Annotated in this window: 18 protein-coding genes; 8 read left to right on the top strand and 10 right to left on the bottom strand. The window is 50.6% G+C overall.

Annotation, left to right across the window (positions count from 1 at the left end):
- Positions 1-106: 106 nt before the first annotated feature.
- The 4 genes from ols to ftsH form a co-directional block, all read right to left on the bottom strand.
- The gene (ols, locus tag AACT35_RS04470; protein ID WP_099240974.1) at positions 107-8,272 is read right to left on the bottom strand and encodes a fatty-acyl-[ACP] elongase/decarboxylase Ols; all 8,166 of its coding nucleotides are present in this window, start codon (positions 8,270-8,272) and stop codon (positions 107-109) included.
- Between the two features lie 196 nt (positions 8,273-8,468).
- Positions 8,469-9,368: an alpha/beta fold hydrolase gene (locus tag AACT35_RS04465; RefSeq protein WP_099240972.1), complete on the bottom strand. Its 900-nt coding sequence runs from the start codon at positions 9,366-9,368 to the stop codon at positions 8,469-8,471.
- Between the two features lie 39 nt (positions 9,369-9,407).
- A complete protein-coding gene (gene yidD / locus AACT35_RS04460; protein WP_099240970.1) occupies positions 9,408-9,650 on the bottom strand; it encodes a membrane protein insertion efficiency factor YidD in 243 nt (80 codons plus the stop codon).
- A gap of 5 nt (positions 9,651-9,655) precedes the next feature.
- Positions 9,656-11,503, bottom strand: a complete 1,848-nt coding sequence (gene ftsH, locus AACT35_RS04455; protein ID WP_254048086.1) for an ATP-dependent zinc metalloprotease FtsH — start codon at positions 11,501-11,503, stop codon at positions 9,656-9,658.
- 555 nt (positions 11,504-12,058) lie between these two features.
- Here ftsH and AACT35_RS04450 point away from each other — a divergent pair.
- Together AACT35_RS04450 and AACT35_RS04445 are read left to right on the top strand one after the other, a co-directional pair.
- Entirely contained in the window at positions 12,059-13,696 is a 1,638-nt protein-coding gene (locus AACT35_RS04450) for a mechanosensitive ion channel family protein (RefSeq protein ID WP_099240966.1), read from the top strand.
- A gap of 83 nt (positions 13,697-13,779) precedes the next feature.
- Positions 13,780-15,081, top strand: coding sequence for a DUF3747 domain-containing protein (locus tag AACT35_RS04445; protein ID WP_099240964.1), 1,302 nt, complete (start codon positions 13,780-13,782; stop codon positions 15,079-15,081).
- Between the two features lie 103 nt (positions 15,082-15,184).
- On the opposite strand, the gene AACT35_RS04440 is transcribed toward AACT35_RS04445, so the two are convergent.
- The 4 genes from AACT35_RS04440 to AACT35_RS04425 form a co-directional block, all read right to left on the bottom strand.
- Entirely contained in the window at positions 15,185-15,823 is a 639-nt protein-coding gene (locus AACT35_RS04440) for a hypothetical protein (protein ID WP_012306801.1), read from the bottom strand.
- Between the two features lie 255 nt (positions 15,824-16,078).
- Positions 16,079-16,432: a DUF1257 domain-containing protein gene (locus AACT35_RS04435; protein WP_012306802.1), complete on the bottom strand. Its 354-nt coding sequence runs from the start codon at positions 16,430-16,432 to the stop codon at positions 16,079-16,081.
- 125 nt (positions 16,433-16,557) lie between these two features.
- The gene (gene ycf46, locus AACT35_RS04430; protein ID WP_030006275.1) at positions 16,558-18,057 is read right to left on the bottom strand and encodes a stress-responsive protein Ycf46; all 1,500 of its coding nucleotides are present in this window, start codon (positions 18,055-18,057) and stop codon (positions 16,558-16,560) included.
- Between the two features lie 103 nt (positions 18,058-18,160).
- Positions 18,161-18,499, bottom strand: coding sequence for a hypothetical protein (locus AACT35_RS04425; RefSeq protein WP_030006276.1), 339 nt, complete (start codon positions 18,497-18,499; stop codon positions 18,161-18,163).
- A gap of 248 nt (positions 18,500-18,747) precedes the next feature.
- On the opposite strand from AACT35_RS04425, the gene AACT35_RS04420 reads away from it, so the two are divergent.
- Positions 18,748-20,046, top strand: coding sequence for an FIST signal transduction protein (locus AACT35_RS04420; protein ID WP_099240962.1), 1,299 nt, complete (start codon positions 18,748-18,750; stop codon positions 20,044-20,046).
- 12 nt (positions 20,047-20,058) lie between these two features.
- Here AACT35_RS04420 and AACT35_RS04415 read toward each other — a convergent pair whose 3' ends face one another.
- Positions 20,059-21,249: a class I SAM-dependent rRNA methyltransferase gene (locus tag AACT35_RS04415; protein ID WP_099240960.1), complete on the bottom strand. Its 1,191-nt coding sequence runs from the start codon at positions 21,247-21,249 to the stop codon at positions 20,059-20,061.
- Positions 21,250-21,389: 140 nt separating this feature from the next.
- Between AACT35_RS04415 and AACT35_RS04410 the strand changes: the two genes are divergently transcribed.
- From AACT35_RS04410 to AACT35_RS04400, 3 genes are all read left to right on the top strand, one after another.
- Positions 21,390-21,650 carry an AbrB/MazE/SpoVT family DNA-binding domain-containing protein gene (locus AACT35_RS04410; RefSeq protein ID WP_030006279.1) on the top strand — a complete coding sequence of 87 codons (261 nt, stop codon included), beginning with the start codon at positions 21,390-21,392 and terminating at the stop codon, positions 21,648-21,650.
- Positions 21,638-21,967, top strand: coding sequence for a type II toxin-antitoxin system PemK/MazF family toxin (locus tag AACT35_RS04405; protein ID WP_030006280.1), 330 nt, complete (start codon positions 21,638-21,640; stop codon positions 21,965-21,967). Before AACT35_RS04410 ends, AACT35_RS04405 begins: the two co-directional genes overlap by 13 nt.
- A gap of 322 nt (positions 21,968-22,289) precedes the next feature.
- Complete coding sequence (locus tag AACT35_RS04400; RefSeq protein WP_099240958.1) at positions 22,290-23,732, top strand: sodium/glutamate symporter; 1,443 nt, start codon at positions 22,290-22,292, stop codon at positions 23,730-23,732.
- Between the two features lie 11 nt (positions 23,733-23,743).
- Here AACT35_RS04400 and AACT35_RS04395 read toward each other — a convergent pair whose 3' ends face one another.
- The gene (locus AACT35_RS04395; protein ID WP_143596822.1) at positions 23,744-24,319 is read right to left on the bottom strand and encodes a hypothetical protein; all 576 of its coding nucleotides are present in this window, start codon (positions 24,317-24,319) and stop codon (positions 23,744-23,746) included.
- Positions 24,320-24,650: 331 nt separating this feature from the next.
- On the opposite strand from AACT35_RS04395, the gene AACT35_RS04390 reads away from it, so the two are divergent.
- Both AACT35_RS04390 and AACT35_RS04385 read left to right on the top strand, forming a co-directional pair.
- Complete coding sequence (locus tag AACT35_RS04390; RefSeq protein ID WP_099240954.1) at positions 24,651-24,896, top strand: DUF433 domain-containing protein; 246 nt, start codon at positions 24,651-24,653, stop codon at positions 24,894-24,896.
- Positions 24,893-25,246: a DUF5615 family PIN-like protein gene (locus tag AACT35_RS04385; protein WP_099240952.1), complete on the top strand. Its 354-nt coding sequence runs from the start codon at positions 24,893-24,895 to the stop codon at positions 25,244-25,246. The genes AACT35_RS04390 and AACT35_RS04385 overlap by 4 nt, the downstream gene beginning before the upstream one ends.
- Positions 25,247-25,331 lie beyond the last annotated feature (85 nt).

Here is a 25,331-nt window from a genome sequence, read left to right as displayed (position 1 = left end):
TTAGTCCGGATGATCCCGTGGGGTTGTGTGGGAATCTTGGTCAAGGTTCCACAGATGTTTAGGATCTAATATTTACGGGTTTTCGGACTGCACTTTGCAATATTTTTTATTGTGTTTTGGGTACAGGGGCCTGGAGTTGTTGATAAACAATTTGGGCGATCGCCTGGGGATTTTCAAAGTGGAGATTATGGCCGCCGGCAACCGTCAAACGTTGGGCCTGGGGGAGAGCCGCTTGGATCGCCTGGAGATCAGCGGGGCGGTTAAATTCACTCTGATCGCCATAGATGAGGGTGATCGGCGCTTGGATATCTTTGAGCAGGGCCAGGTAACGTCGCCGGCTAATACCATTGAATTCAATGCCCGCCCGGGTACGGAGGAAAGCGTCCCAACGCCATTGGACGCCTTTTTCGACGGGTTTGGTGCTGCGCTGGGTGAGGAACGCCGAGAGGTCTTTGGGCAGTTGGGGCGTGGCTTGGCGGAGGCGGCGGGCGGCCACTTCTAGGCTGGGGAAGGTCGGGTGCTGGGGGGGCGCGGCAAGGTAATCGAGATGGGTCGTCAGGTGATTACCGGTTTCAGCGTCGTCAATGTCGTTGGGCACAATGGTTTCAACGAGGATCAACTTTTCTACCTGGGTTTGGCGAATGCCTGCATACATGGCACCGATGATGGAACCCATGGAGTGGCCCACCAAGGTAAAGGGGCGATCGCCTAGTTGTTTGGCAAGGGCATCTACGTCAGCCAAAAAATCAAGCATGCTGTAGGACTGGGCATGGGCGGATTTGCCGTGACCGCGTAGGTCTGGGGCCACAACCCAATAGCCCTGGGCAGCCAACTGGGGCGCGATGAGTTGCCAGGAGGCCCCTTGTTCGAGGATGCCGTGGAGAAGTAGCACCAATGGTTGGTGGCGATCGCCCCACTCACAGAGACAGGTTTCTAAACCGCGTACGGTCACGAATCGCTCAGCCATGGGGGGCAGGGATTGGCTCTGGGTCGTTAGCTGGGGTTCCTGGGGGAGATCGTAAGCAAACGTTTCGGCCAACTGGATCGTATCCGGCTGGAGAGCAGCGGGTAGAGTAATCGAGCGCCATTTGTCGGCAAGGGCCGGATCAATGGTTTTGTGCTGGAGGAAATTGGGATCCCCGACGCCCATGGATTGTTGGTGGAGGCCATCGGTGAGGCGATCGCCGCTGTAGGGATTAAGGAGCGCTTCGTCAAAGTCCACCCCCAGGAAATCACAAATATCTGTCAAAACTTTGCGGGGGTCACGAACGAGATCCTCGTAAATCACCTGGAGATATCGATCCGCAGCGACCATGTGACCTAGGTCTAGAATATTGCGGTTGCTGGTGCGCCAAATGGACTCCGCGAGGGCGTAGGGATTTTGCTGCTCGGCCCCCAGCAGTTTATCCATCCGCAATCGGGTAAAGGATTCAATCACCGCGTAGGGATGGCGTACCAGATGGATATATTTGGCCTGGTCAAAGAGGATTTCGCTGTGGTCTAGGATGTGGCGATCGCTGCCGTAGCTGGGAGATTTGTCAATGAGTAAACGTTGTCCCGCTCGCCGTTGGAGATAGGCATAGATTTCGGCAATGGGTGTATTCGCTTCGACCCACTGGTTGACCTTCGCCTGGCTTGCCTCTGGGGTGAGATTTTCTAGATCCATTAAGGCCCGTTGTAACCCTTCGCCGAGGTGGGATAGACCCAATTCCTGGTGGCGATCGCCCATAGTCTCAAAGGGGAGCAAATGCAGCTCTGGGGGCGAATATAGCCCCGGATGTCCGGCCAACATCACCCGCAGCAACGTCGAACCCGACCGGGGGCTAGAGAGGATAAAGGCAATGGGATTTGGGTTTTTGTGGTCAGGTTTTTGCCACTGTTTTTTTGTTTTGACTGAAAGGCTTTGGGAGGGAGTCGCTGCTGCCGCCGTTGCTGCTTCAGAATCATGGGCCTTGGTGAATTCCGCCGCTAGATAGGCCGTCAACACATCGAGTCTGGGCCGTTCGTAGATTTCCCTGGGGTACAACATCAGTTGCAAATCCTGCTTGAGGCTGGCGATCGCCTCCATGATCATCAGCGAATCCATACCCAGATCCAACAAACTATCGTGGCGGTGAATTTGCCCAATCTCTAACTTGAGGATTTGCGCCACAGACCGCCGTAGATAATCCAGCAGATAGTCAGCCCGCTGAGAAGCTTCTAGGTTGATTAATTTGTCAAAAATCGAAGCCGTTGGGGGCACAGCCTCAGCAGAGGGAATAACAGCGGCAAAGTAATGGGTTTTGGCAAATTCGGGGAACTGTTTGGCCAGGTTTTGCCAGTCCGGTTTAAAGACCCCCATTTCCCCCTGGGCGCCTAAGACCTTTTCGAGGATTGTTAGTCCCTGGGGCGGCGGCAGCCACGCTAAATTTTGGTTACTGAGGGAGTTTGCCATCCCCCCTTCGGCCCAAGGCCCCCAATGGATCGCCAGGGCGGGTAAACCTTGGGCCTGTCGATATTGGGCGATCGCCGTCATGCCCCGGTTTGCGGCAGCATAATTCCCTTGTCCCGGTGAACCGAGCACCCCTGCCACAGAGGAAAACAACACAAAAAAATCCAGATCGAGCTTTTGACTATGGCGGTGCAAATGCCATGTCCCTTTCATTTTGGCGGCGGCGACGGTCTGGAACTTTTGCCAAGTTTGTTGTTGCAGTAAACCATCGGCTAAGGTACCCGCCGCATGGAAAATTCCTTTGATGTGGGGATAGGTTTGAAACAGCTTTGTCACCTGGGCTGCGTCGGCTAAATCGCAAGGATAAACCACCGCATTGGTCGGTAACGTCTGCTGATCCGCTGCCGGAGCGCGCCGGCTGACGAGAATTACTTTTTCTGCTCCTGCTGCGGCTAGCCATTGGGTAATTTTGCGGCCAATGGCCCCCAGTCCCCCTGTCACTAAATAGGTCTGTTGGGGTTGGATCTGGAGATTTTTCTGGGGCAGTGGCAGTTGCTTTTTAAGTTGTGCCCCGTAGAGTTTTTGCTGCCGCACAGCCAACTGCTGCACCTGTCTTTGTTGGCAAATCTGGGCAAAATTTGGCAGGCTGTCATCGACATCAATAATTCCGCCCCACAACTCTGGATGTTCGAGGGCGATCGCCTGGGCGAGGCCCCATAATCCCCCTTGGGCAAATCCGGCGACAGCATCGGTTTCAAGCACCCGTTGGCTCTGGTGGGTCACAAACCAGCAGGGAACCGCGATCTTTTGTTGATACAGGGTTTGGATCAGTTGGAGGGCGAAGCCACTGGTTTGCTTTTGAATTTCATCTAGGTCTTCTGGGTCTTCCTCTGGGGGACACAGGTAAAGAATGCCCGCTAGATTTTGGGAGCCGACATGGGTAAATAAATTATCCAAGGCAGCGGCAGATACTTCCCAGGGAGCAGCCGTCGGAAAATGATTGCTTTGGCCGAGATACACCCGCTGGGCGTTTTTAAATTGGGCTTCAATGGGCTGGTGAGAATGATGGTGATCGCCCAGGATTAACCACAGCTTAGCCGACGGTTCAGGGGCCGGGGGCAAAGTGTCCAGGGGCGTCCAGGCCACCTGATACAACCAATCATTGAGATCGTCAGGGGTTGGGTTCACAGATTCGGTCTCAACAGTTTGCCAAGAGCCTTGATTAAACCAATACCGCTGCCGTTGGAAGGGATAGGTGGGCAGAATCAGTTTCCGGCGGCGATCGCCAGCTTCCACGGTCTGCCAGTCAATGTTTAGCCCTTGCTCATACAGTTTGCCGAGACTGGTTAAGATTTCCGGCCAAGGCTCACTATGGGGACGTAAACTGGGCAACCAAACCGCTTCTTGTTCAGCTAAGCAATGGCGTCCCATACTCAGGAGCACTGGTTTCACACCGACTTCGAGATAAACATTGACACCCGCTTGGGCCAGGGTTTGGATGCTCTGGACAAATTTGACGGGTTGCGAAACGTGCTTAACCCAATAGTCGGCCTGGGCAATTTCCGCTTCAATCTGGCCGCCCGTGACATTGGAAATGAGCGGGATACGCGGCGGGTGGAAAGTAATTTGTTCAGCAATTTCCCGAAACTCTGCCAGCATGGGGGCCATCAAAGGGGAGTGGAAAGCATGGGAAACCTTGAGGGGTTTGGTTTTGATCCCTTGGCTTTGGAGTTTGTGAATACTGGCTTCGAGGCAGGGGGTCTTTCCTGATAGCACCAAATGGGAACCGTTTTCGGCTCCGACGGTTAAATGCTCCGATAGGTAGGGTTTAATGACCGTTTTATCGGCAAAGACCGCCGCCATACTGCCATTGCTGGGGAGGGCGTGCATCAGTTTGCCCCGGGCCGTAATTAATTTCATGCCGTCTGCCAGGGAAAATACCCCCGCCAGACAGGCCGCGACATATTCACCGACGCTATGGCCCATGCAAAAGTCTGGCGTCACGCCCCAGCTTAACCATAGTTGGGCGATCGCATATTCAACAGCAAAGAGGAGGGGCTGGGTATAGACAGTTTCGTGGACGAGGTCAGGGTTATGGTTACCGTACAGCAGGTCGGTGAGGGCAGGGGCTTCGGGGGAATAGGTCTGCCAGAGGCGATCGCACTCATCCAGCACTTGCCGAAAGCGTGGACTGGTTTGGTACAGTTGTTGCCCCATGCCGTAGTATTGGGAACCTTGCCCCGTAAACAAAAAGGCAATTTTTGCGGGGGAACTGAGGCGTGGTTGGGCCAGAAAATCTTGATTGAGAGTTTGTTGTAAATCGGCGACTTGTTTAAAGACAAAAAAACGACGTTCTTTGAGGGGCGATCGCCCGGTATTGGCAGACAAACAGAGATCGCGTGGGTCAACGCTGGGATGTTGGCCCAGATAGTCTCCATAGCTTTTTTGCAGGGCATTTAAGGCCTGGGAATTTTTTGCAGACAGGGTCAGCAAGTGCCAAGGGCGGTCTTGGGTAGCCGGAGGAGCAAGGGGAGATTTTTGTTGAGCATAGTCCCCGACAATCACGTGGGCATTGGTACCGCCAAACCCAAAGGAACTTACCCCAGCAAACCGTTTTTGTGACCCGCTTGACCAAGGCTGATCTTTGCTCGCAATGGCCACTAAACCGTCTAGATCAATGCGGGGATTGAGCTGCTTAAAATGCAAATGTTGGGGAATCATCCCATGCTCTAGGGACAAAATCACCTTGATTAAGCCCGCGATGCCCGCTGCTGCCTCGAGGTGACCAATGTTTGTTTTCACGGAACCCACCACACAGGGCTGTTCCCGCTGCGCCGTTTGTAAAACCGCCTTCAGGGAATTGATCTCAATGGGATCACCCAGGGGCGTGCCGGTGCCGTGGGCCTCTAGGTAAGCTAAATCGGCGGCGGTAATACTGGCTTGGGCCAGGGCTTGGCGAATAACGGCCTGTTGCGATCGCCCGTTGGGAGCCGTCAAACCGTTACTGCGTCCATCTTGATTCACCGCCGAACCGTGGATCACCGCGAGAATATTATCCCCGTCCCGTTCTGCCTGGGCCAGGGGTTTGAGGAGGACGACCCCACAACCTTCGCCCCGCACATAGCCATCAGCCTCGGCATCAAAAGTTTGACAGCGGCCCGTTGCACTCATCATGCCCGCCTGGGTAAAAGTCTGGGTCACATCGGGGGTCAAAATCAAATTCACCCCGGCGGCGATCGCCAACTCCGATTCGCCATTGATTAAACTTTGACAGGCCAAATGAACCGCCACCAGAGAAGAGGAACAGGCTGTATCGATGCTCAGAGAAACGCCCCGGAGATCGAGGAAATAAGACAGACGATTCGCAGCAATACTGTGGGCGTTGCCCGTCCCCATGTAGGGATTGATCGGATTGTTTTCCCGCACCTGCAACTGGGCATAATCACTATTACTAATGCCGACAAAAACCCCCGTTTGGGAATGGCGTAAACTTTCTGCCGGAATATTTGCCCGTTCCAAGGCTTCCCAGGTTACTTCTAACAGTAAGCGTTGCTGGGGATCCATTTGTTCCGCTTCCCGGGGGGAAATGCCAAAAAATTGCGGCTCAAACTGGTCAATATCTTCTAAAAAACCACCCCATTCTCCCGTGGCCCAGCGAGTTTTAAGGGGGCGAACTCCATCTTTACCTTGACGTAATAATTCCCAAAAAGCTTCGGGGTTGTCGGCTTGGGGAAAACGACAACTGAGACCCACCACGGCAATTTCTTTGCCCTGAATTTTCGGCACCTGTGGTATTTTCTCTAGCGCTTGATTACCCTGGACCAAAAACTGAGCCAGGGTGCGAATGGTCGGATAATCGTAGGCCAGAGTGGGGTCTAATTTTCGATCTAGCCAATCCTCTAAGTCGGCTGTGACCTGTACTGCTTGTACTGAATCCAGCCCATAACTTGCAAAGGGTTCCGTTTCGTCTAATTGTTGGGGCGTAATGCCGAGGCGATGGGCAATATTATCCTTAAGCCAGGCTTCAATTTGCTGTTGGTGCTGGTCAGGCAGGGGAAAATTCGTTGATGTTGTCGTAGAAGGAGTAACGGCTTGTGTCCCAATTCCTTTTCTTTTTTTTTGGTGGCTGGGTTGCCACTCCCCGACCACTGCCAAGCTTCCGTCTAGAAAACCAGCTTTGCAGGCATGGCGACGGATCTTCCCGCTCGATGTCTTGGGAATGCTACCGGGTTTAATAAAACAAATGGCCTGGGGTTGCAGTTGATGTTCGGCGGCGATCGCCCCACGAATAGCTTGGGCCACTGCCGCGACATTTAATTTGCGGGCATATTTGCGCTCTACTTCCTGGACAATGACTAGCTGTTCTTCCCCGTTAACGTCTACTGATACAGCGGCTCCGGCTCCCTGTCGTAAAGCGGGATGGGCTACTTCGACGGTTAATTCAATGTCCTGGGGATAGTGGTTGCGCCCCCGGATAATCAGGAGATCCTTTAAACGGCCCGTAATATACAGTTCGCCACCTTGCAAAAAACCCAGATCGCCCGTGCGTAAAAAGCCCGTTTCTGCACCAACGTTTCCCTGGAATTGTTGCTGGGTGAGGTCTGGTTTTTGCCAATAGCCCTGGGCAACACTTTCGCCCTTAACCCATACTTCGCCAATTTCACCGACGGCACATTCCGTTAAAGTCTGGGGGTCAACAATTTTGACAATTTGTTCGCCAATCACCTCACCACTGCCGACCAAGGTCACCGTCGTTTCTGTCCCCTGGGCAGGGCGGACTTGGTTAGCTTCAATGCCCTGTTTGCTGACGGTAATTTCCTGGGGAAGCTGGGCACGACCATTACCACCGGAAACAATCAGGGTGGTTTCAGCCATACCATAGCAGGGATAAAATGCTGATTTTTGAAAGCCTGCTGTAGCGAAGGTTTTCGCAAAATTTTCGAGGGTCACAGCGCGGATCGGTTCGGCCCCGGAAAAAGCCAACCGCCAACAACTCAAATCGAGTTCTCTGATTTGTTCCGGGGTAATTTGGCTAGCACAGAGATCATAGGCAAAATTTGGCGCACCGCTGGTGGAAACCCGATAATCGTTGATCGCCTTTAGCCATCGAAAAGGTCGCTGCAAAAAGGCCACGGGAGGCATTAAAATCTGCGTTGCCCCCACATAGATGGGCTGTAAAATACCGCCGATCAAGCCCATATCATGGTAGGGCGGCAACCAGGAAACGCCCATACTCGCCTCTGTATCCTGGAATCCTTGGTTAATCAAGCCGGAGTTGTGGATCAAATTGTGGTGGGAAACCATCACTCCTTTAGGATCGCCCGTGGAGCCACTGGTATATTGCAAAAAAGCGAGATCTGTGCCGGAAATGTTCGGTTTTTGCCAGTTTTTTCCTGAACTTAATTCAACTTGATCTGTAGCCAAACAATGAAAGTCTGTGCCTTCTAAAGCTTCGAGGCGATCGGCAATTTTATCTTTAAGTTCTGTTGTGGTGAGGGCAAATTTTGCCTGGGCATCTTGGATAATGCTATGGAGGCGGTCAAAGGATTTATTCGGCCGTGGTGGGTAAGCTGGCACCGCAACAACACCAGCATACAAACATCCCAAAAAGGCACCGATAAACTCTAAACCCGGTGGATAAAGTAATAATGCCCGTTGCCCTTGGGCCTGGTTAGCTTGCAAAAAAGCGGCGATCGCCTGGGCTTTTTGGTCTAATTCTCCGTAGGTCAGGGCCGCAGATTCCGTTTCGCCATCAGCCAGAAAACTAAACACGGTTTTCCGCGCCTGGAGTTTAGCTCTGTACTGGAGCAGATCGACGAAATTTGCAAATTGACCAACCATGTATGCCTTAGCAACTCCTGTGAATGGAAATTCTGGACTCCGTATCCTAGCAATTTTTACGAATACCCACGGGCCATAGCCTAGTTAACCATATTAAACCGTGAGTTCCCTCCCCACGGTAAATCCTCCCAAAATCCGCCGTTCCTTCGATTATGGAGGGCCTGGTTTCAACTGATTTGAGTGTAAAAGCCCTAGGCTACGCTGACTGTTGTCGCCCTAACCAATCGAGTAAATAGCCGTTGACTAATTCCGGGGCTTCATCCTGGGGACAATGGCCGACATTATCGAGGGGAATAAACTCAATCTGAGGATATTGGGCGACAAGGGCACGGCCCAGATCAACCGGTTCCCATGGATCGGCTGTTCCCCATAAAACTGCCGTGGGACAATGCAACTGGGGCAGCAGGTCGTCCGGGAGTGGCCCCTGGGAATAACTCGTAAAGGCCAGGAAAACCGCCGCAGCCCCTGGGTCCTGGGCGGGGGTCAGGATCAGCTCCACCAACTCATCGGTAATCGCTGTTTTGTCCCGGTAGGCCTGGGCTAAAATTTTGCGGATTGTTTTCGGCTGGGCCAATTGCTTAAAGAACAAGGAACCGAGGGGGGTTTGGGTCAAGAGTTTTTGGAAGAGGGGAACGCCCCAGCGTTGATAAAAAGGTGCTTTTAAAAGATTGCGCTCATGGAACAGCCGCAGGGAAAAATTGAGTGCCACGACCCCCCGCACCCAGTGGGGATAGGACACAGCCGCCTGCATGACAACGACACAACCAATGGAATTACCAACTAGAAAAGCCGGTTCACCAATGATTTCAGCACAGAACGCCTTAATCTGGGTGGCCCAAGTTTCAAAAGTGTAGTCCGCTTCAACCTCCGGTTGGGGTTTTGCCGATTTCCCAAAGCCCAGTAAGTCGATGGCATAGCAGCGGTAATGTTCCCCTAAAACCGGAAGATTTTTGCGCCAATGACCGGCCGAGGCTCCAAATCCATGGACGAAAAGAACGGGCGGCCCCTGGGTGCCCCACTGACGATAGTTAATATTGAAGCCGTGCCATTGCCAGCTGTAATCGGTATGGGGATGAGCGGGGGAAGTAATGGTCATGGTGAGCGATGGATAAAACCGAAATGAGGAACAAATGTCCTAGGGCGTGTTGTCTAAATCGTGATGGCAAAGATGGGGCACCGGATCATAACCCCCAGGGTGAAACGGGTGACAGCGGCCAAGGCGCTTCAGGGCGAGCCAACTGCCCCGGAGTACACCAAAGCGTTCCACGGCTTCGAGGGCATATTGGGAACAGGTGGGCTGAAAGCGACAACTGGGGGGGAATAGGGGGGAAATCCAGTGACGGTAGCCTTTGATGCTCCAGAGGATTAAGCTTTTCATGGCATTTAGGCAACGGAAGCGGTTTTTTGGAGGTCGATGGTTTGACCAAGGGCTTCGTTGACGAGACGACTAAAGTCTTCGCCTTCGATGGTTTCTTCTTCGATGAGACGATCCACCAGACGATCGACAAGTTGACGATTGTCCCGAATAATTTGCTTGGCAGTTTCGTAGCACTCGTTGATAATTTCGCGCACCTTGAGGTCAATGCGCTGGGCGATCGCCTCGGAATATTCAGGCCGCTCCCCAAACCAATCATTTCTGAGAAAAACTTCACCCCGATTAGTTTCTAGGGCAAAGTGACCCAGTTCTGACATCCCAAACTTTGTCACCATTTGACGGGCAATGTTCGTGAGCATTTGGATATCCTGGGAGGCTCCAGAGGTGATTTCATCGTAGCCAAAGACAATATCCTCGGCGGCGCGTCCCCCCAGGGCCACGGCGATTTGGGCGCGGAATTGGGCTTTGGTGGTCAGACCCTGTTCTTCGTTGGGAGTAAACCAGGTTAGGCCTTGGGCGCGGCCCCGGGGAATAATGGTGACTTTCTGGAGGGGATCGTGGTCTTTGAGGATGGTGCCAACAATGGCATGGCCCACTTCGTGGTAGGCAATGAGACGTTTACTTTTGCCATCGGTGAGGGCTGTTCCCTCCATCCCTGCTACGACCCGATCAATGGCGTCATTGATTTCGCTACTGGTAATCGCTTCCTTACGACGGCGGGCGGTGAAAATGGCGGCTTCGTTGAGTAAGTTTGCTAGATCTGCTCCCGAAAAACCAGGGGTACGCCGGGCGATCGCCTCTAGATCAACATCCTCAGCGACTTTTTTATCTTGGGCATGGACTTCGAGGATTGCTAAACGCCCCAAACGGTCTGGATAATCTACAGTCACCTGGCGATCAAAGCGACCGGGGCGCAGGAGGGCTTGATCTAAGACATCAGGGCGGTTGGTGGCGGCGATCACAATAATTCCAGAATTTCCTTCAAAACCGTCCATTTCTGTGAGTAATTGATTTAGGGTCTGCTCCCGCTCATCGTTCCCTCCACCAATGCCTGCACCCCGTTGGCGACCGACCGCATCAATTTCATCGATAAACACAAGACAGGGGGCATTTTCCTGGGCCTTACGGAAAAGATCCCGCACCCGTGACGCGCCGACCCCCACGAACATTTCCACAAATTCAGAGCCAGAAATACTAAAAAATGGCACCCCAGCTTCCCCGGCGATCGCCTTTGCTAGGAGCGTTTTACCCGTCCCCGGTGGGCCAATGAGGAGCATTCCTCTAGGGATCTTCGCACCAATTGCCGTAAATTTATTCGGTTCTTTTAAGAAGGTGACCACTTCGGCGAGTTCTTCCTTGGCTTCCTCGACCCCAGCCACATCCTTAAACATGATCCCTGTTTCCGCTTCCATCTGAAAGCGCGCTTTAGAACGACCAAAGTTCATGGCGTTATTCTGCATACTGGCCGAGCGGCGGATAATCAGCACTAGTCCCCCGATCAGAATCCCAAAAAGCAGGAGATTGGTAAAAATGGCGATCGCCACCGAATGATCCTGGGAAGGCACCACCTCAAAGTCAACATTATTTTCCCGGAGAGCGGCGAGGAGTTCTTGATTATTGTTGAGGAGCTGGATAGTCTGGGCTTCTTCCTCAGTTTGCCCCCGGAGTGTGACCTGGGCCGTATTGGTTTCTGGGTCAAGGACGAAGCGATCCACCTGGTTTTGCCGGATATCCTGGAGCAGCTCTCCGTAGTTCAAGGTCTCTGTTGACTCCGTTGGTGCTGTCGATTCTGTCTGGGCGATCGCCGCCGCTCCCCCTCCCCACAGTAAGGCTTGGCTCAAAAGAAAATTAGCCATCCCAGCCCGCCACTTAAAACGAGGTTTGGCCTGATGCTTCTGCTTGCTCGGAAGGAGGTGACGATAGTGCTTCATATTTCGGAGGGACAACGACAGAGAAACTGTTCTTATTCTAGAGTTTTCCTTTCCTAATCGGGGTGCTTCCCTTGGTTTTACGCCAAAATCTCCCTCTGTTTCCCGCAAATTTCCTCACCCAAAAGCCGTTAACAATAGCCACTTAATCACCATGCAAGGAGTAAATTGAATCTTGATCACAGAAAAAACTCCGACTCTATCCACAGTGATTTTTTGGCTGAACTTTCACCACCCCAAAAAAGTTTAGATCGTGACTCGAATTGCGATCCCAGGCGATGGTTTAGCTTGATCTTTGGAGAGTTAAGGACAAAAACGATGGTTGCTGCCCGTTGGTAAATACAGTAGGTTAATTTTTTTTGTAATTTATTTTTGGGCTGCGGTATGGGATGGTGTTTTTGCTAAGTTGAAGCCGAGATTGTTGCAAAAAAGAACTAACCGCAATCTCGAATTTCAGTCAAAAACGGTGCAAAGACAGAAAACATGAATGGGATCCTCCTCGATCTCGGTGTGGTGATCGCCGAGATTATTCTCTTTTTAATCGCGATCACTGTGGGGCAATTTTTAATTATTTTGACCCTGAAACGTCTAGCCCAATGGGTGCCAGAAAAACAAGGACAAAACCCCCTAAATTTAACCCAAAAAATCCTTAATAAATCCCTCTTCGTTATTAAGATCGCCGGGGCCATAATCATTGCTGCCTTAAATGGTTATTTATTTTTTCAACAAAAATCCCCTTACCTTTATCTCCTTGATTTAATTAACGGCATCTCTCCGGAACAGTGGCAAAGGCTCGCCCTCGGTTTATTAAAAAGTGTTTTACTTCTGTTGCTCGTGAGTTTAATGATCGCTTCTCTGCGGCCACGCTTGAAACGGGCTGGTGATCGCCTCAAAGCTTGGAAAAATATCGAAGGCAATAACCACAGCTTAGATACCCTCTTTAAGGCCATTGATTTGGCGATCGCCAATGGTCTTTGGATTTTGGCCCTGGTGGTGTGCCTCAATTTTTTGTTTGTCCCCCCGAGCATTACCCAATATTTTTATCTCGCGATCAAAGTTTATTTTTTGCTTTGTTTTGGGATCATTGCTGTGCGGGCATCGTTTTCTTTGCTGGATACTTTAGATGGTTTATCAACGGAATTTATTGCCAAACATCCCCGGTCTCCCCTGCGTTTTTATCCTCGGTTTCATTATTTATTGGGCCTCACAAAACGTTGTTTAGAAACGGGCATTTATCTGGCGATCGCCGGGGTGATTTGTGCCCAATTTCCCCTCCTCGATCAACTTGCCCCCTATGCGATCCCGGCGAATCAAATTATCCTGATTATTTTTATCGCGGCCCTGGTGATCGAACTAAGCAATATTATTGTCGAAAAATTATTGTTGCGATCGCCAAACCTCAGTCCTGTTCAACAACGCCGTCGCTTAACCTTTATTCCCCTGGTGCAAAACACCGTACGCTACTGCATTTATTTTGTGAGTGGCGTTTCAATTCTCTATGTCTTTGACATTGACCCGACACCGATCCTTGCCGGGGCCGGGATCTTGGGTTTAGCAGTGGGGCTTGGGGCGCAAAATTTAATCAATGACCTCGTCAATGGCTTTTCCATTTTGTTGCAAAATTACTACCTTGTCGGTGATTTTGTCGAAACGGATAATGCCACAGGCCTTGTCGAAGAAATGGATCTGCGGGTCACACGCATCCGCGATACAGGGGGACGGCTACATATCATCCGCAATGGCGACATCAAGACCATTGTGAATTACTCCAAAGATTATGTGTATGCGGTAGTTTATGTTGGGGTCGCTTACGATTCAGATTTAGACCATGTGTATCAGGTTCTAGGGGATGTGGGCCACCAAATTCAAGGCTTACACCCTGATGTACTCGAACCGACCCGCATTGATGGCCTCGATAACTTTGCCGAATCTGAACTCACCATCCGCACGGTTACCAAGGTGAAACCAGGAAAACATCTACCGGTGCAGCGCCTCCTGCGGAAGTTAATTAAAGAAGCCTTCGACCGCGAACAGATCGAAATTCCCTTTGCCCGCCGTGTACTCATCTTCAAAAATGAAGCCCCTGACCTCGATTCACTTCGAGATTTGGAAAATATGTAAGACTTTTGTAATAGCTGGGCTCAAAATAGGCGAAATTCAGTCTAATGGGAGCAGTAGTTGTCTAAAATCCAAGATTATTTGTCATGTCTAAAGCTGCCTTATCCGGAAAAATGTTGGCGATCGCCCTTGCAACCCTTAGTAGTGTTGTACCCTTGGGACGCGCCCAAGCCCAAACTGTTTTTGGAGAAGCAGAGATCAACCCCGAATCCATGGCGGCGATCGCCGTCCCCCTCAGTAACGGTGGCTATAACCTCCTCGTGGTCGAACAGCTCGAACGGGAAGACCGCAAAGAATGTTGGGCCGAAAGCGGCGCAAATCCAACCAGCATTGATCCCCTGCTGCTGAACTTTGACTTTACTGGCTATTGTCGCCGCAGCACCGATAGTAATGGCTACTCCATGCGGATCAATGGGCAAGATTTTGGCCAGAGCCACCTATTGCGCATCACTCGCTTCGAAAATGAAATTTTGTTGGTCGCCACTCCCAAAGATAACGATCAAGAAGAAATTGTCATTGGCCGTAGTAATGGTCTCACCGAAGGCTTCCTTAAGTTCAACCTCCTCCCCGGTTGGGAATTTACCCGCCGTACCTTTGAAGAGCGACCCCTGGGCCACTTTTACTTTTCTAACGAGGGCCGCCAGTTCGCCGTCCTTAAAAAACCCACTATTGATGACTTAGTTGCGGGCATTACGCAGAGTTCAATTGTGACGGTCGATAGTCTCCCCGGTCTGGCAATCTCCCCACCAGAAATTACAAATCCCTCTGAAACGCCTGATCCCGGCAGTACGGTGGCCCAATTTACTGATATCAGTGGTGATATTTACCGTAACGAAATTGCCCAAGCGGTGAATGTCGGTTTTATTGCTGGTTTTAACGACAATACCTTCCGCCCCACCGATGTCCTGACCCGCGAACAGTTGGTTTCCATGGCCATTGAAGGTCTCCAAGCCCTTCCCAATGCTTCCCTGGCTGTGCCCACCCAAGTTGCGAATGCCCCCTATCCTGATGTGGCCGCCGACCGTTGGAGTGCGGCAAAAATCACCTGGGCCCAGGCGAACAATATTGTCAGTGGCTATCCCGATGGGACTTTCCAACCCACTCAACCCGTCACCCGGGCCGAACTATTAGCTGTTCTCCGTCGCACCGCAGAATATGCCAAGGCCGCCCAAGGTCAACCGATGACCCTCGTGGCCACCAATGGCCCCATTGCTTTTAGTGATACGGCGGGTCACTGGGCCAATGATTTGGCTGCCCAGATGTCTACTTACTGTCGCGTCGCTTCTCCTTTGAATGAAAGTGGCGATCGCTTTTTCCCTGATACCGCTTCCCAACGGAACTACGCCGCCGCTGCCACTTTCCGGACACTCCAATGTAGCGTGCGATAAATTTTCCCTTTAAATCTTGGCCATAAAAAGGCCATAAAAAAATAGCCCTGGTGTTGATTCATCGGGGCTATTGCTATATCAGGCTTTTTACCAACCGAAAAGTTTAGATAGGCGTAATATTGACAGAATCAAAAAATGCGTTGGCTTCTGGACTGTCCACGCGATCGCCTTCCGTCACCATCAAAATCTGGTGGAGGGTGGGGCCGTTGGGATCGATGTAAATTTCAGCGCGGGTGGTATAAACTTCGCCATTATCCTGGGCGGCGTTCATCACTAGTTTTTTCCCCGGAATCCCAAACTTATCACTTGGCTCATCGGAAACAATCGTTGAACCTGAGTTGCTGGCCGCCCCTTCCTTGGCCGCTTCAAGTCCCTGGGCCGCATCATACTGATCAGGAGAAACCGGATACGTAACACTACTCACCATAAAAAATTGTGTGTTGGCGTCGTCCGCATAGGAAGTCATTGTGAACTGTAGTTCACCCAGATCAGAGGGAGTTGTTTGACTTTCCGTTTGGGGCGTGCCTGGAAATTTAACTGCGAGTTTGCCATTTTCCGTTTGGAAATCAACCCAATCTGCCGTGACGTTGGTGGACTCATTCGTCGCGGTTGATTCACTGGTTGTTTCTTCTGTACCTGAAGTATTTTGCTCACCGGACGTATTATTGCCAACGAGTCCGCAGCCGAATAGAGCAGCCTGAAGCGTTGCGACACTCAAAAAAAGTAAAAATTTAGATTTCATAAAATTTTAGACCAACATTTTAAATTGAGCCCGTGACCTCCTCCATGCCAAAAATAACGAGGCACAAAACGATGGGCCGCTTTCTGCAATCCTAAACATTTAGACTAAGGAGATGCACTTCTTTTAATGTTACTTAATTGAGTCTCGCTGCTGAAATATTGATCTACCCTCAGACCCCAGCCCAAGACCCAATGAAAAAGGGCCGATCTCTGCGATGAGACCAACCCTAGCTCTTCGTGGGAACGCATTTAGTCGTTACTTTTGCAATACCAGTTTGACGTTCGCATTGTTGAGACCACGTTGCTTAACTTCAGCGAGGGTCTTGTTGATGGCGTACTTCTGGTTGATGGAATTGATCAGTTCAGTTTGGTTGTGCTTCTTCGCGACACCCCATAGGTCAGCGATGAGGTCAAAGCTGCCGTCGGCATTGCGAGTCCAGCCGAGGTCATAATCGCCTTCGAGAGTAGCCACGATGTCTGCTTGAATCTGTTGGCCGTTGTAGCCACGAACTGCAGCATCGGTATTCACGGAAATTCCGAGGTCTTGCAGGGAAGTCTTGAGAACTGCGGCATCGGTGATTTTAGTGCGGAGAGTGCTAAAGTGGGACATTGGAATAATTCTCCAAAAACAACAACATTTGAGTTTTTTTGTGTAAAGACCACTAATAAAGTGGTTTTTTAAATGCCAACAAGCTGGGAATCTTGTTGACCTTAATCCGGGACAGATTAAGCCTGTTAGAACTCCAATCGCTGGTATTCGGCGACGGAGGCTGAAGCAGGTCGGGCGCGCTGTCTGGCCCAATCGCGGAGACTATTGACCTGTTCAGTCATGGTGCGGGAAAGGGGCAAGGTTGCCTTGATCGCGGCGATAATGTCGAGTTGGGTAAACTCGCGATCTTGGGCAAAGGCCTCGTACATGGCGGCAATGATCGCCTGTTCGATTTCCGCACCGGAAAAACCTTCTGAAATCTTTGCCAGTTGTTCTGTGTCGAAGCGATCGCCGACTGGCCGACGTTTGTGGAGATGGATATTAAAGATCGCTTCTCGTTCGCTGGGGTTGGGGAGATCCACGAAAAAGATTTCGTCGAATCGTCCTTTTCGGAGAAATTCCCCTGGTAGCCGATCCACTCGGTTCGCGGTGGCCATTACAAAAACGGGGGATTCTTTTTCTTGCATCCAGGTGAGAAACGAGCCAAAGATACGGCTGGAAGTGCCCCCATCGGAATCCGCAGATCCAGAAGAACCAGCAAAAGCCTTGTCTAATTCGTCAATGAAGAGAATCGCTGGAGAAATAGACTCGGCGGTTTTAAGGGCACTGCGGAGGTTTGCTTCGGATTTACCCACGGTGGAGCCATCATATACTCTCCCCATATCGAGACGCAGGAGCGGTAAACCCCATAACCGAGAAGTTGTTTTAGCCAGGAGTGATTTACCACAACCCGGTACACCAAGAATCAACATTCCCTTGGGTTGGGGTAGGCCATATTCCCGCGCGGCTTCGGTAAAGGCATTGGAGCGTTGTTTAAGCCAGCGCTTGAGCTCCTCTAAACCGCCGATGGCGTCAATGGTTTCGTCTTCTTCGATAAATTCGAGAATACCGTTACGGCGAATCAGTTGTTTTTTCTCGGAGAGGACAATTTCTACTTCCGAGGCGGTGAGTTTCTTCGCCTTAACCTGGGCCTTACGATAGACTTTCTCGGCTTCGTCCTTGGTCAACCCCAGGGCTGCCTTGAGGAGTTTTTCTCGCACGACAGGGGAAATGGGATGCCGGGGATTAAGGTATTGGGCGAGCACTTGATCGAGTTCGTCAAGGGTGGGGAAAGGAAAATCGAGGACAACAATGTCTTTTTCGAGTTCGAGGGGCACCTTTTGGTAGGGGGACATCAAAATGATGTGCTTTTGCTGGCCTTTGAAACTGGCGATCGCATCCCGTAACCAACGGACGGTGCTGGGATCGTCTAAAAATGGATGCAGATCTTTAAAGATAAAAATGCCAGAGTCGTTGTGGTGAATGACTTCACGAATGGCCGCTTCTGCTGAGAGAGTGCGAGTTTGGGGCTTTCGGTCAGAACCATATTCCACCAAGCCATGGGTCATCGTCCAGACGAAAACATTCTGGTATTCGCATAGTTGCGCAATGTGGGCGATCGCCGCCTCGGCCCGTTCCTCCTCGGGGGTGATGAGGTAGATCAGGGGGTATTGAGCTTGAATGAGGGTATTGAGCTCTTCTTTCATGGGTTTAGTCCTGACGTTCTAAAAGGGGGAATTAGGCGGCACCACATCGACCAGAGTGGAGGTAAATCGGGAGAAAAATAAACGGCGGTCGCCAATCGGACAGCTAGCAAGTGACTAGTTCTGCCCCATCCGCAGCACCCTTTGCACTTTGTAGATCCTGTGCAATCTCTTCATCAAGGAGTACCGTTGGCTGCCTCTTGAGGGAAACCAGTTGTCCATCCCGGAGTACCACCGCCCCTTCGCAATCGGGACAAATGTGGACACGGTGGGTCTGGCCATAGGTTTCTTGTACTTCTTCTACCACTTCAGGGTGTTGTAGATAGAAGGCCACGGCTTTTTCCACTAAAGCAGACATGGAATCTGCATCGAGGGCTGCCTTGATTTTGAGCTGACGATGGATCGCCGCAGGCAGATAGAGGGTGACTTTTTGCTTATCTTGCATACAACTAATGGAAGCTTTACCCGATGGGGTATACCGCCCTACTGTACCCAGCCCACCGGAGACCGTCAAGCTGCTATAGCGTTATGCCGTTTTTTTTGTAATATTCCGTTACATAATGCAGGCGATCGCCACTGTGAGGAAATTGCCATCTGTCTGGGGGTAGACCCTGGTTTTCTCTGGCCTTTTCCCTGTAAGCTAAAGACTTTGGGAGAATCTCAAAAACCGCAACCGATTCAAGATGTGTCAGTATGCTTAAGGCATTGTGGAAAAAATTAGGAATCACTGGGGCACAACCCGCAGTCGACACCCATCCCTTTCAGTGGCTAAATGCCCTCTCGACCCAAGCGTCCCTAGAAGGAGCCATTGATGAAGCCGTTGCCCAAATCCAAGAAAATCTCTCTGGTAGTGCAGATCTGGCCATTCTCTTCATTTCAGCCGCGTTTGCCAGCGAATATGCCCGGATCTTGCCGCTATTGACTGAAAAATTAGCCTGCAAAGTGGTGATTGGTTGTGGTGGCGTGAGTATTATTGGCACCGACGCAACCGGAGAAACCCAAGAATGTGAAGGACAACCCGCCCTTAGTTTAACGGTGGCCCATTTGCCAGATGTGGAAGTCGTGCCTTTCCATGTCACCGAGAAAGATTTACCCGATTTAGATAGCGCCCCAGACCCTTGGATCGACATTTTTGGGGTTAGCCCCGAGGCGGAACCGAATTTTATTTTGCTGGCGGATCCCTTTTCGTCGAGTATTACGGATCTGTTAGCGGGCCTTGATTTTGCCTATCCAAATGCGGCAAAGGTGGGGGGACTAACAAGCTCCGGCGGCAGAACAGCCAGCGGTTTGTTTTACTACGAAGCAGACCAAGAACTAACCCTGTTGCGGTCTGGCACAGTGGGGGTGGCTTTGGCTGGAAATATCCAGATGGAGACCGTTGTCGCCCAGGGATGTCGGCCCATCGGTGAGGTGTATCAAATTACCCAATGCGATCGCAATATCATCACGGAATTGTCGGTGGCCGAGGGTGAACAGCTCCGCCATGGCTCTCCCCTACGATTTTTGCAGGAGTTGATCGCCGAGTTGGATGAAGAAGATCAAGCCCTCGCCCAGGATTCTCTCTTTATTGGCATTGCGATGGATGCCTTTAAACAAAAGCTTATCCACGGGGACTTTCTCATTCGCAATTTACTAGGGGTAGACCCTAGGGCTGGGGCGATCGCCGTGGGCGATCGCATTCGGGCGGGCCAAAGGGTACAGTTTCACCTGCGGGATGCAGAGACTTCAGCGGAAGATCTCTCGGTGCTGTTACAACAGTTCCAAGCAAATGATCCACTGGAACCTCCTTTTGGAGCCTTGATGTTTGCCTGTCTCGGTCGCGGTAAGGGACTCTATGGGGAGCCAAATTTTGATTCGACCCTCTTTTCTACGGCCTTGCCAACACCCAATTTAGGGGGATTTTTCTGCAATGGGGAAATTGGCCCCGTCGGCGATCGCACCTTTTTGCATGGCTACACCTCCGTGTTTGGGATTTTGCACCCAAAGGCATGAGTTAAATAATCGCTAAATAATGGGGCTGACCTTCGCAACAACAAATTTTAAATAGCGTCCTTCTGGAAAAGCGGCTGGCACCGGATGATCGCAGGGTTGTCCGGCCTCGTGGATAATTTGCAGGTAATAATTGGCGGCAGCGGCGGCACTGGCAAGCATCTCTCGGAAGGCTTCGGGGCTGACTTGGCTGGTGCAACTGGCAGAAACCAATAATCCATTAGGGGCTACGCATTGGAGGGCGAGGGCATTGAGTTTGGTATAGGCACGGATGGCGGCAAACCGATTTTTTTTGCTTTTAGCGAAACTGGGTGGATCGAGAATTACAAGATCGAAGGTTTGTTTTGCTTGGGCATAGCGGTTGAGAACATCAAAGCAGTCGGCGGTGACAAAGGTGTGTTTACCTGGGTCAAAATGATTGAGGCGTACATTGGTATTGGCGACTTCCGCTAATTGCTTGCCCACATCGACATTGGTCACTTGGCTGGCACCACCGCGCAGGGCGTAGAGAGAGAAGGCTCCGGTGTAAGAAAAACAGTTGAGAACGGTTTTATCGCGGCTAATTTCGCCAATAAATTTACGATTTTCCCGATGGTCGAGAAACAAGCCTGTTTTTTGGCCCGTTTGCAGATTCACCTGGAAAACCAGACCATGTTCGGTCACGGCAATATCGCCCTTGGGTTCCTTGCCCCAGAGCACTTGGGTTTTGCTGTCTGTATCGCGATCTTCTAAATTTTCTAAATGTTTGGTGCGCCATAAAATTCCCTGTAGTGGGGCGACTTCCCGCAGCGATCGCACGAGCCAATCGAGCAGTACATTGGCCGCTTCCATGTAGGTTTGCACGACGGCGTATTCCCCATACAGATCCACCGTAATTCCCGGCAGGCGATCGCCCTCCCCAAAGAGCCAACGGTAGGCGGTGCAATTACTTTGGCGCAGGGGTTCCCGTAAATCCCAGGCCGTTTGTACCTGCTGTTGTAACCAGCGACGGTCAGGCAGATGCCGTTGGGAAAAAATTCGGACAGCAATGGGACTTTTGTTATCCCAGAGACCAAACCCCGTCCAGTTGCCACATTTAACTCGCAACCATTCCCCCGTTTCAAAGCGGAGACTCTTCGGCAATTTATCGCGATAGATCCAAGGATGGCCTTGCACGAGATGCTTTTTCAGTTGGGGGAAAATGGTGATTTCGCGGAGTTTTGCCATGGGAATCGTAGAATGGGCAGCCTTCTATTATTGATCGTTCCCGTTGGCGATCGCCCACCACTGATTAACTGTCTTAAAATTCATTAGATAGTTTTTGTGGCTACAATGTAATTACGTTTTGTCGCTAAAATCAGTCAGTCATGGGCGCAGTCATTCGAACCCGCATCGTAAAAATTGGGAATTCCCAAGGCATTCGTATTCCCAAGCTACTTTTAGAACAAAGTGGCATTGACACAGAAGTTGAAATTGAAGTGCAAGGCGACCATCTAACCATTCGCACGGCCCCCCGCTCACGCCGAGGCTGGGATGAAGCTTTTTCGGCAATGGCTCAGCGACAGGATGATATTTTGTTGGACGAAGTTAATGCTACCGATTGGGATCAAACAGAATGGGAATGGTAGCCAAACGTTTTGATGTTTTTTTGGTGAATCTCGATCCCACCGTCGGTAGTGAAATCCAAAAGACACGACCCTGTGTGATCATTTCGCCAGATGAGATGAACTGCCATATCGCGACGGTAATTGTTGCGCCAATGACAACGAAAGGAAGAGCCTATCCGACTCGTGTTACGTGTCAGTTTCAGGGTAAAAGTGGGCAAATTGTTCTGGATCAAATCCGTACAATTGATAAGTCTCGACTCGTCAAAAAGCTGGGTCAAATTAATCAAGATGAACAAAGAACAATGCTTGAAACTTTGGCGGAGATGTTTGCCGAGTGAATTGTCATGAATTTTAGATTGTTAGCTCCGGCGGGCAATTGGGTCAGGGCGATCGCCTTCTGCAAAAAGCGAGATCGTGCATGAAGTGCTGTACATCAGACAAACGCTTCTGTGGAGTTCTGTAACTCTAATTACTCCGTAATCCCCAACTTTCCCTCCCTATGATGCAAGTCAACCTACTCAGGTCAGTGAAACAGTAAGCTAGCGAACAACTCATCCATAAAATCAAGAGAAAACAGGATGAATTTTGTTGCACTCACGCTTGTCGCACAGTCTGTCACTTTCCTGGCCAGGATATTTATTTAGTGGACAAAGCGGAGTCATGTTTACGCTCAGAGATGTTTTTTTTGCCTTTATCCTAATTGCATTACTGGTTTTAGCGGGGCGGTATGTTAAGCAAAAAGTGCGCTGGATCCAGAGGCTTTATTTACCTGAATCCATTGTGGCTGGTGTATTAGCACTGCTGCTGGGGCCTCAAGTTTTGGGGGCGATCACCACTGCTATTTCTGGGGGAACCTCGATCCTGTCAGATGGGCTTTTTTCAGAACCAATTCGCGCCGTTTGGTCACAATCGCCAGGGATCTTTATCAATATCGTTTTTGCGGCCTTGTTCCTTGGAGAAGCTATTCCACGACCAAAAGACATTTGGACAAAAACAGCCCCTCAAGTCGTCTTTGGTCAAACATTGGCCTGGGGTCAATACGTAGTGGGAATCTTGGTAACCTTGCTGATCTTGATGCCGCTATTTGGCGTAAATCCCATTGCTGCTTGCTTGATCGAAATTGGCTTTGAAGGAGGGCATGGCACCGCTGGCGGGATGGCTGAGACATTTGCAGAGCTGGGCTTTGAGGCAGGTGCAGATCTGGCCTTGGGCATTGCCACGGTGGGCATTGTTGGCGGAATTGTTGCAGGTACAGCCCTCGCGGATTGGGGCCGGCGTAAAGGCCATGTGACATCTTTTCAGAAAGCTGTAGAAGATTTAGACGGTGTGCCAGAACTGACGGAAACAGAATCCCCTGAGGTGCGCCGTCGTCGTGCCCAACTCATGCGTAATCTACTGATTGATCCTCTGTCAATCAATTTTGGCATTGTCGGCGCAGCGATTGTGATTGGTTGGCTTATTTTAGAAGCACTGGTTTGGGTGGAGTCGGTCACCTGGGGACAAACGGGGTTTGAGGTAATCTCTTATGTGCCCCTATTCCCGATGGCTCTGATTGGCGGCATCATTGTGCAGTTGGTGATGGAACGTCTGGGGTTAGCGCCTTTGATTATTCGCTCGCTGATGAGTAACATTGCGGGTTTAGCCTTGGATGTGGTGGTGGTGACAGCATTGGCATCCATTTCCCTGAGTGTAATTGGTTCCAACTTGGGTGTATTTACCATTTTGAGTGTCGTAGGCATCACTTGGAATGTGGTGATGTTTCTTTATTTCGCCCCACGCATTTTTCCGAGTCATTGGTTTGAAAAAGGAATCGGCGATATGGGTCAGTCGATGGGAGTGACGGCCACGGGAATTTTATTATTGAGAATGGTCGATCCGGAGAACCGCACCGGTGCGTTTGAGAGTTTTGCTTATAAACAATTGTTCTTTGAACCGATTGTCGGGGGTGGATTATTCACAGCGGCAGCTCCGGCGCTTGTTGTTCGATTTGGCCTGGTGCCGGTGCTATTACTCACGGGCGGGCTGTTGATTTTCTGGCTAGCGATGGGATTGTTGATTATTCGCCAGAACCAGCAACAAAGACGGCGATCGCCTTCCCTTTGAGACTAGGTTTTTTATCCAGGCGATCGCCCTTTCCACCATTTCACTAAGGCTTCATAAAGAGCACGATCGGCGCGGTCATCGGTATGTCCATGGTTGGAATACCCCAGATCTACGATGCGACCTTCTAGGGTGAGCCAGTGCTTTTTCCCTTTGGCGGAAACATAGCAAATGCGCGTTCGATTCACCCAGTAGGATCGTTTCGCTCCCTCTTCGCGCGTTCGGTGCCAAGCAATATCGGCGATCGCCTGGCGCGGTAACCACAGACAATTATGTCGCCCTAGGTTATCAATCAAGCGGCCCACCAGCCCATGGGACAAGAGCACAATCCCGTAGCCTTCTTCTTTCTGTTTGCGTAATCGGGAGCAGTGCCAGGTGCGGTAGAACGATTGAGCCAGATCCCAAGCCATATAGGTGCAATAGCCGATCAAAACCGCCAAAACTAGAAACAATAGGAGCGTAAACCCCAGTTCCGGTAAGCTCTGTTGGGTCAGGGTTTGCCAAAGTCGCCCGTAGCTGTTGGGCTGATAGATGGCCTGGGAAATTAAAGCTGGCACCAGTCCCAGAATGGGCAATGCATACATAACCATGAAGGGCAGTAAGCAGATTTGGACAAACCAATCTGTCTGTGCGCGTAAAAATCGTCCTGGTAGATAGTGGGCGCTTCCCTGGCGAAAGGCAGTCTGATAGGGTTCTGGCAGTGCGGTCAGGGGATATAGCCCTGCCGGGGGAAATGAATTGGATGAAGACCTTAGTTGCTGCACAAGTCAGGCTCTGTCGCTATGGTTAGAGGAGCAGATAGCATTGAGTGTACTGTACCGGAATAGCTTACCTACCGTTATCCTATCCGCAATATCCATAAAAGGCGATCGCCTACCTTTAGAGAGACTTGATACACTTAAGAAAATCTACTGTATTCCGATGGATAACCACTCAGTTTCACTACTCCAACGAATTTCCATTGACCCAAATATTTGTCATGGTCAGCCTTGCATTCGTGGCTTACGTTATCCCGTAACCTTCGTTTTAGAGCTACTGAGTTCAGGTATGACCCCTGCAGAAATTCTAGAAGATTATCAAGATTTAGAAGAACCAGATATTTTTGCGGTTCTTCTCTATGCTGCTCAACTGAGCCAAGTTAAAACCATCACTCGTCTGGCTTCATGAAGTTCCTTGTCGATGCCCAACTTCCCAAGCGACTTGCGAATTTTTTAAATCAAGCAGGGTACGATGCGAAACATACGAGTGATCTGCCCGCCCAAAACGCAACACCTGATTCTTTCATCAATGATCTGTCCCTCCAAGAAGAAAGGATTGTCATTACGAAAGATGCGGATTTTGTCGAATCTTTTTTTCTCCAAAATAAGCCCTATAAACTACTTTTAATCTCGACAGGCCATATCAAAAATAAAGATTTAGAAGATATTATTTCCCAAAATATTCAACAAATTAGCCAACTTTTTGTACAACATCGCTACATTGAACTAAACCGTACACAAATTATCGTTCATCAGTAACTGTGGATTGACTTTGGCCGTCACTGCTTGATTATCACCCCAATTATTCCCCATCCTTCCTAGGTGGGATGCCACTATACTACTG

This window comes from Synechococcus sp. BDU 130192 (assembly GCF_963876085.1).
Classification (GTDB): Bacteria; Cyanobacteriota; Cyanobacteriia; order Cyanobacteriales; family MRBY01; genus MRBY01.
Note: the sequence above shows the minus strand (reverse complement) of the source record. Positions and strands in the feature narration are given on the sequence as shown.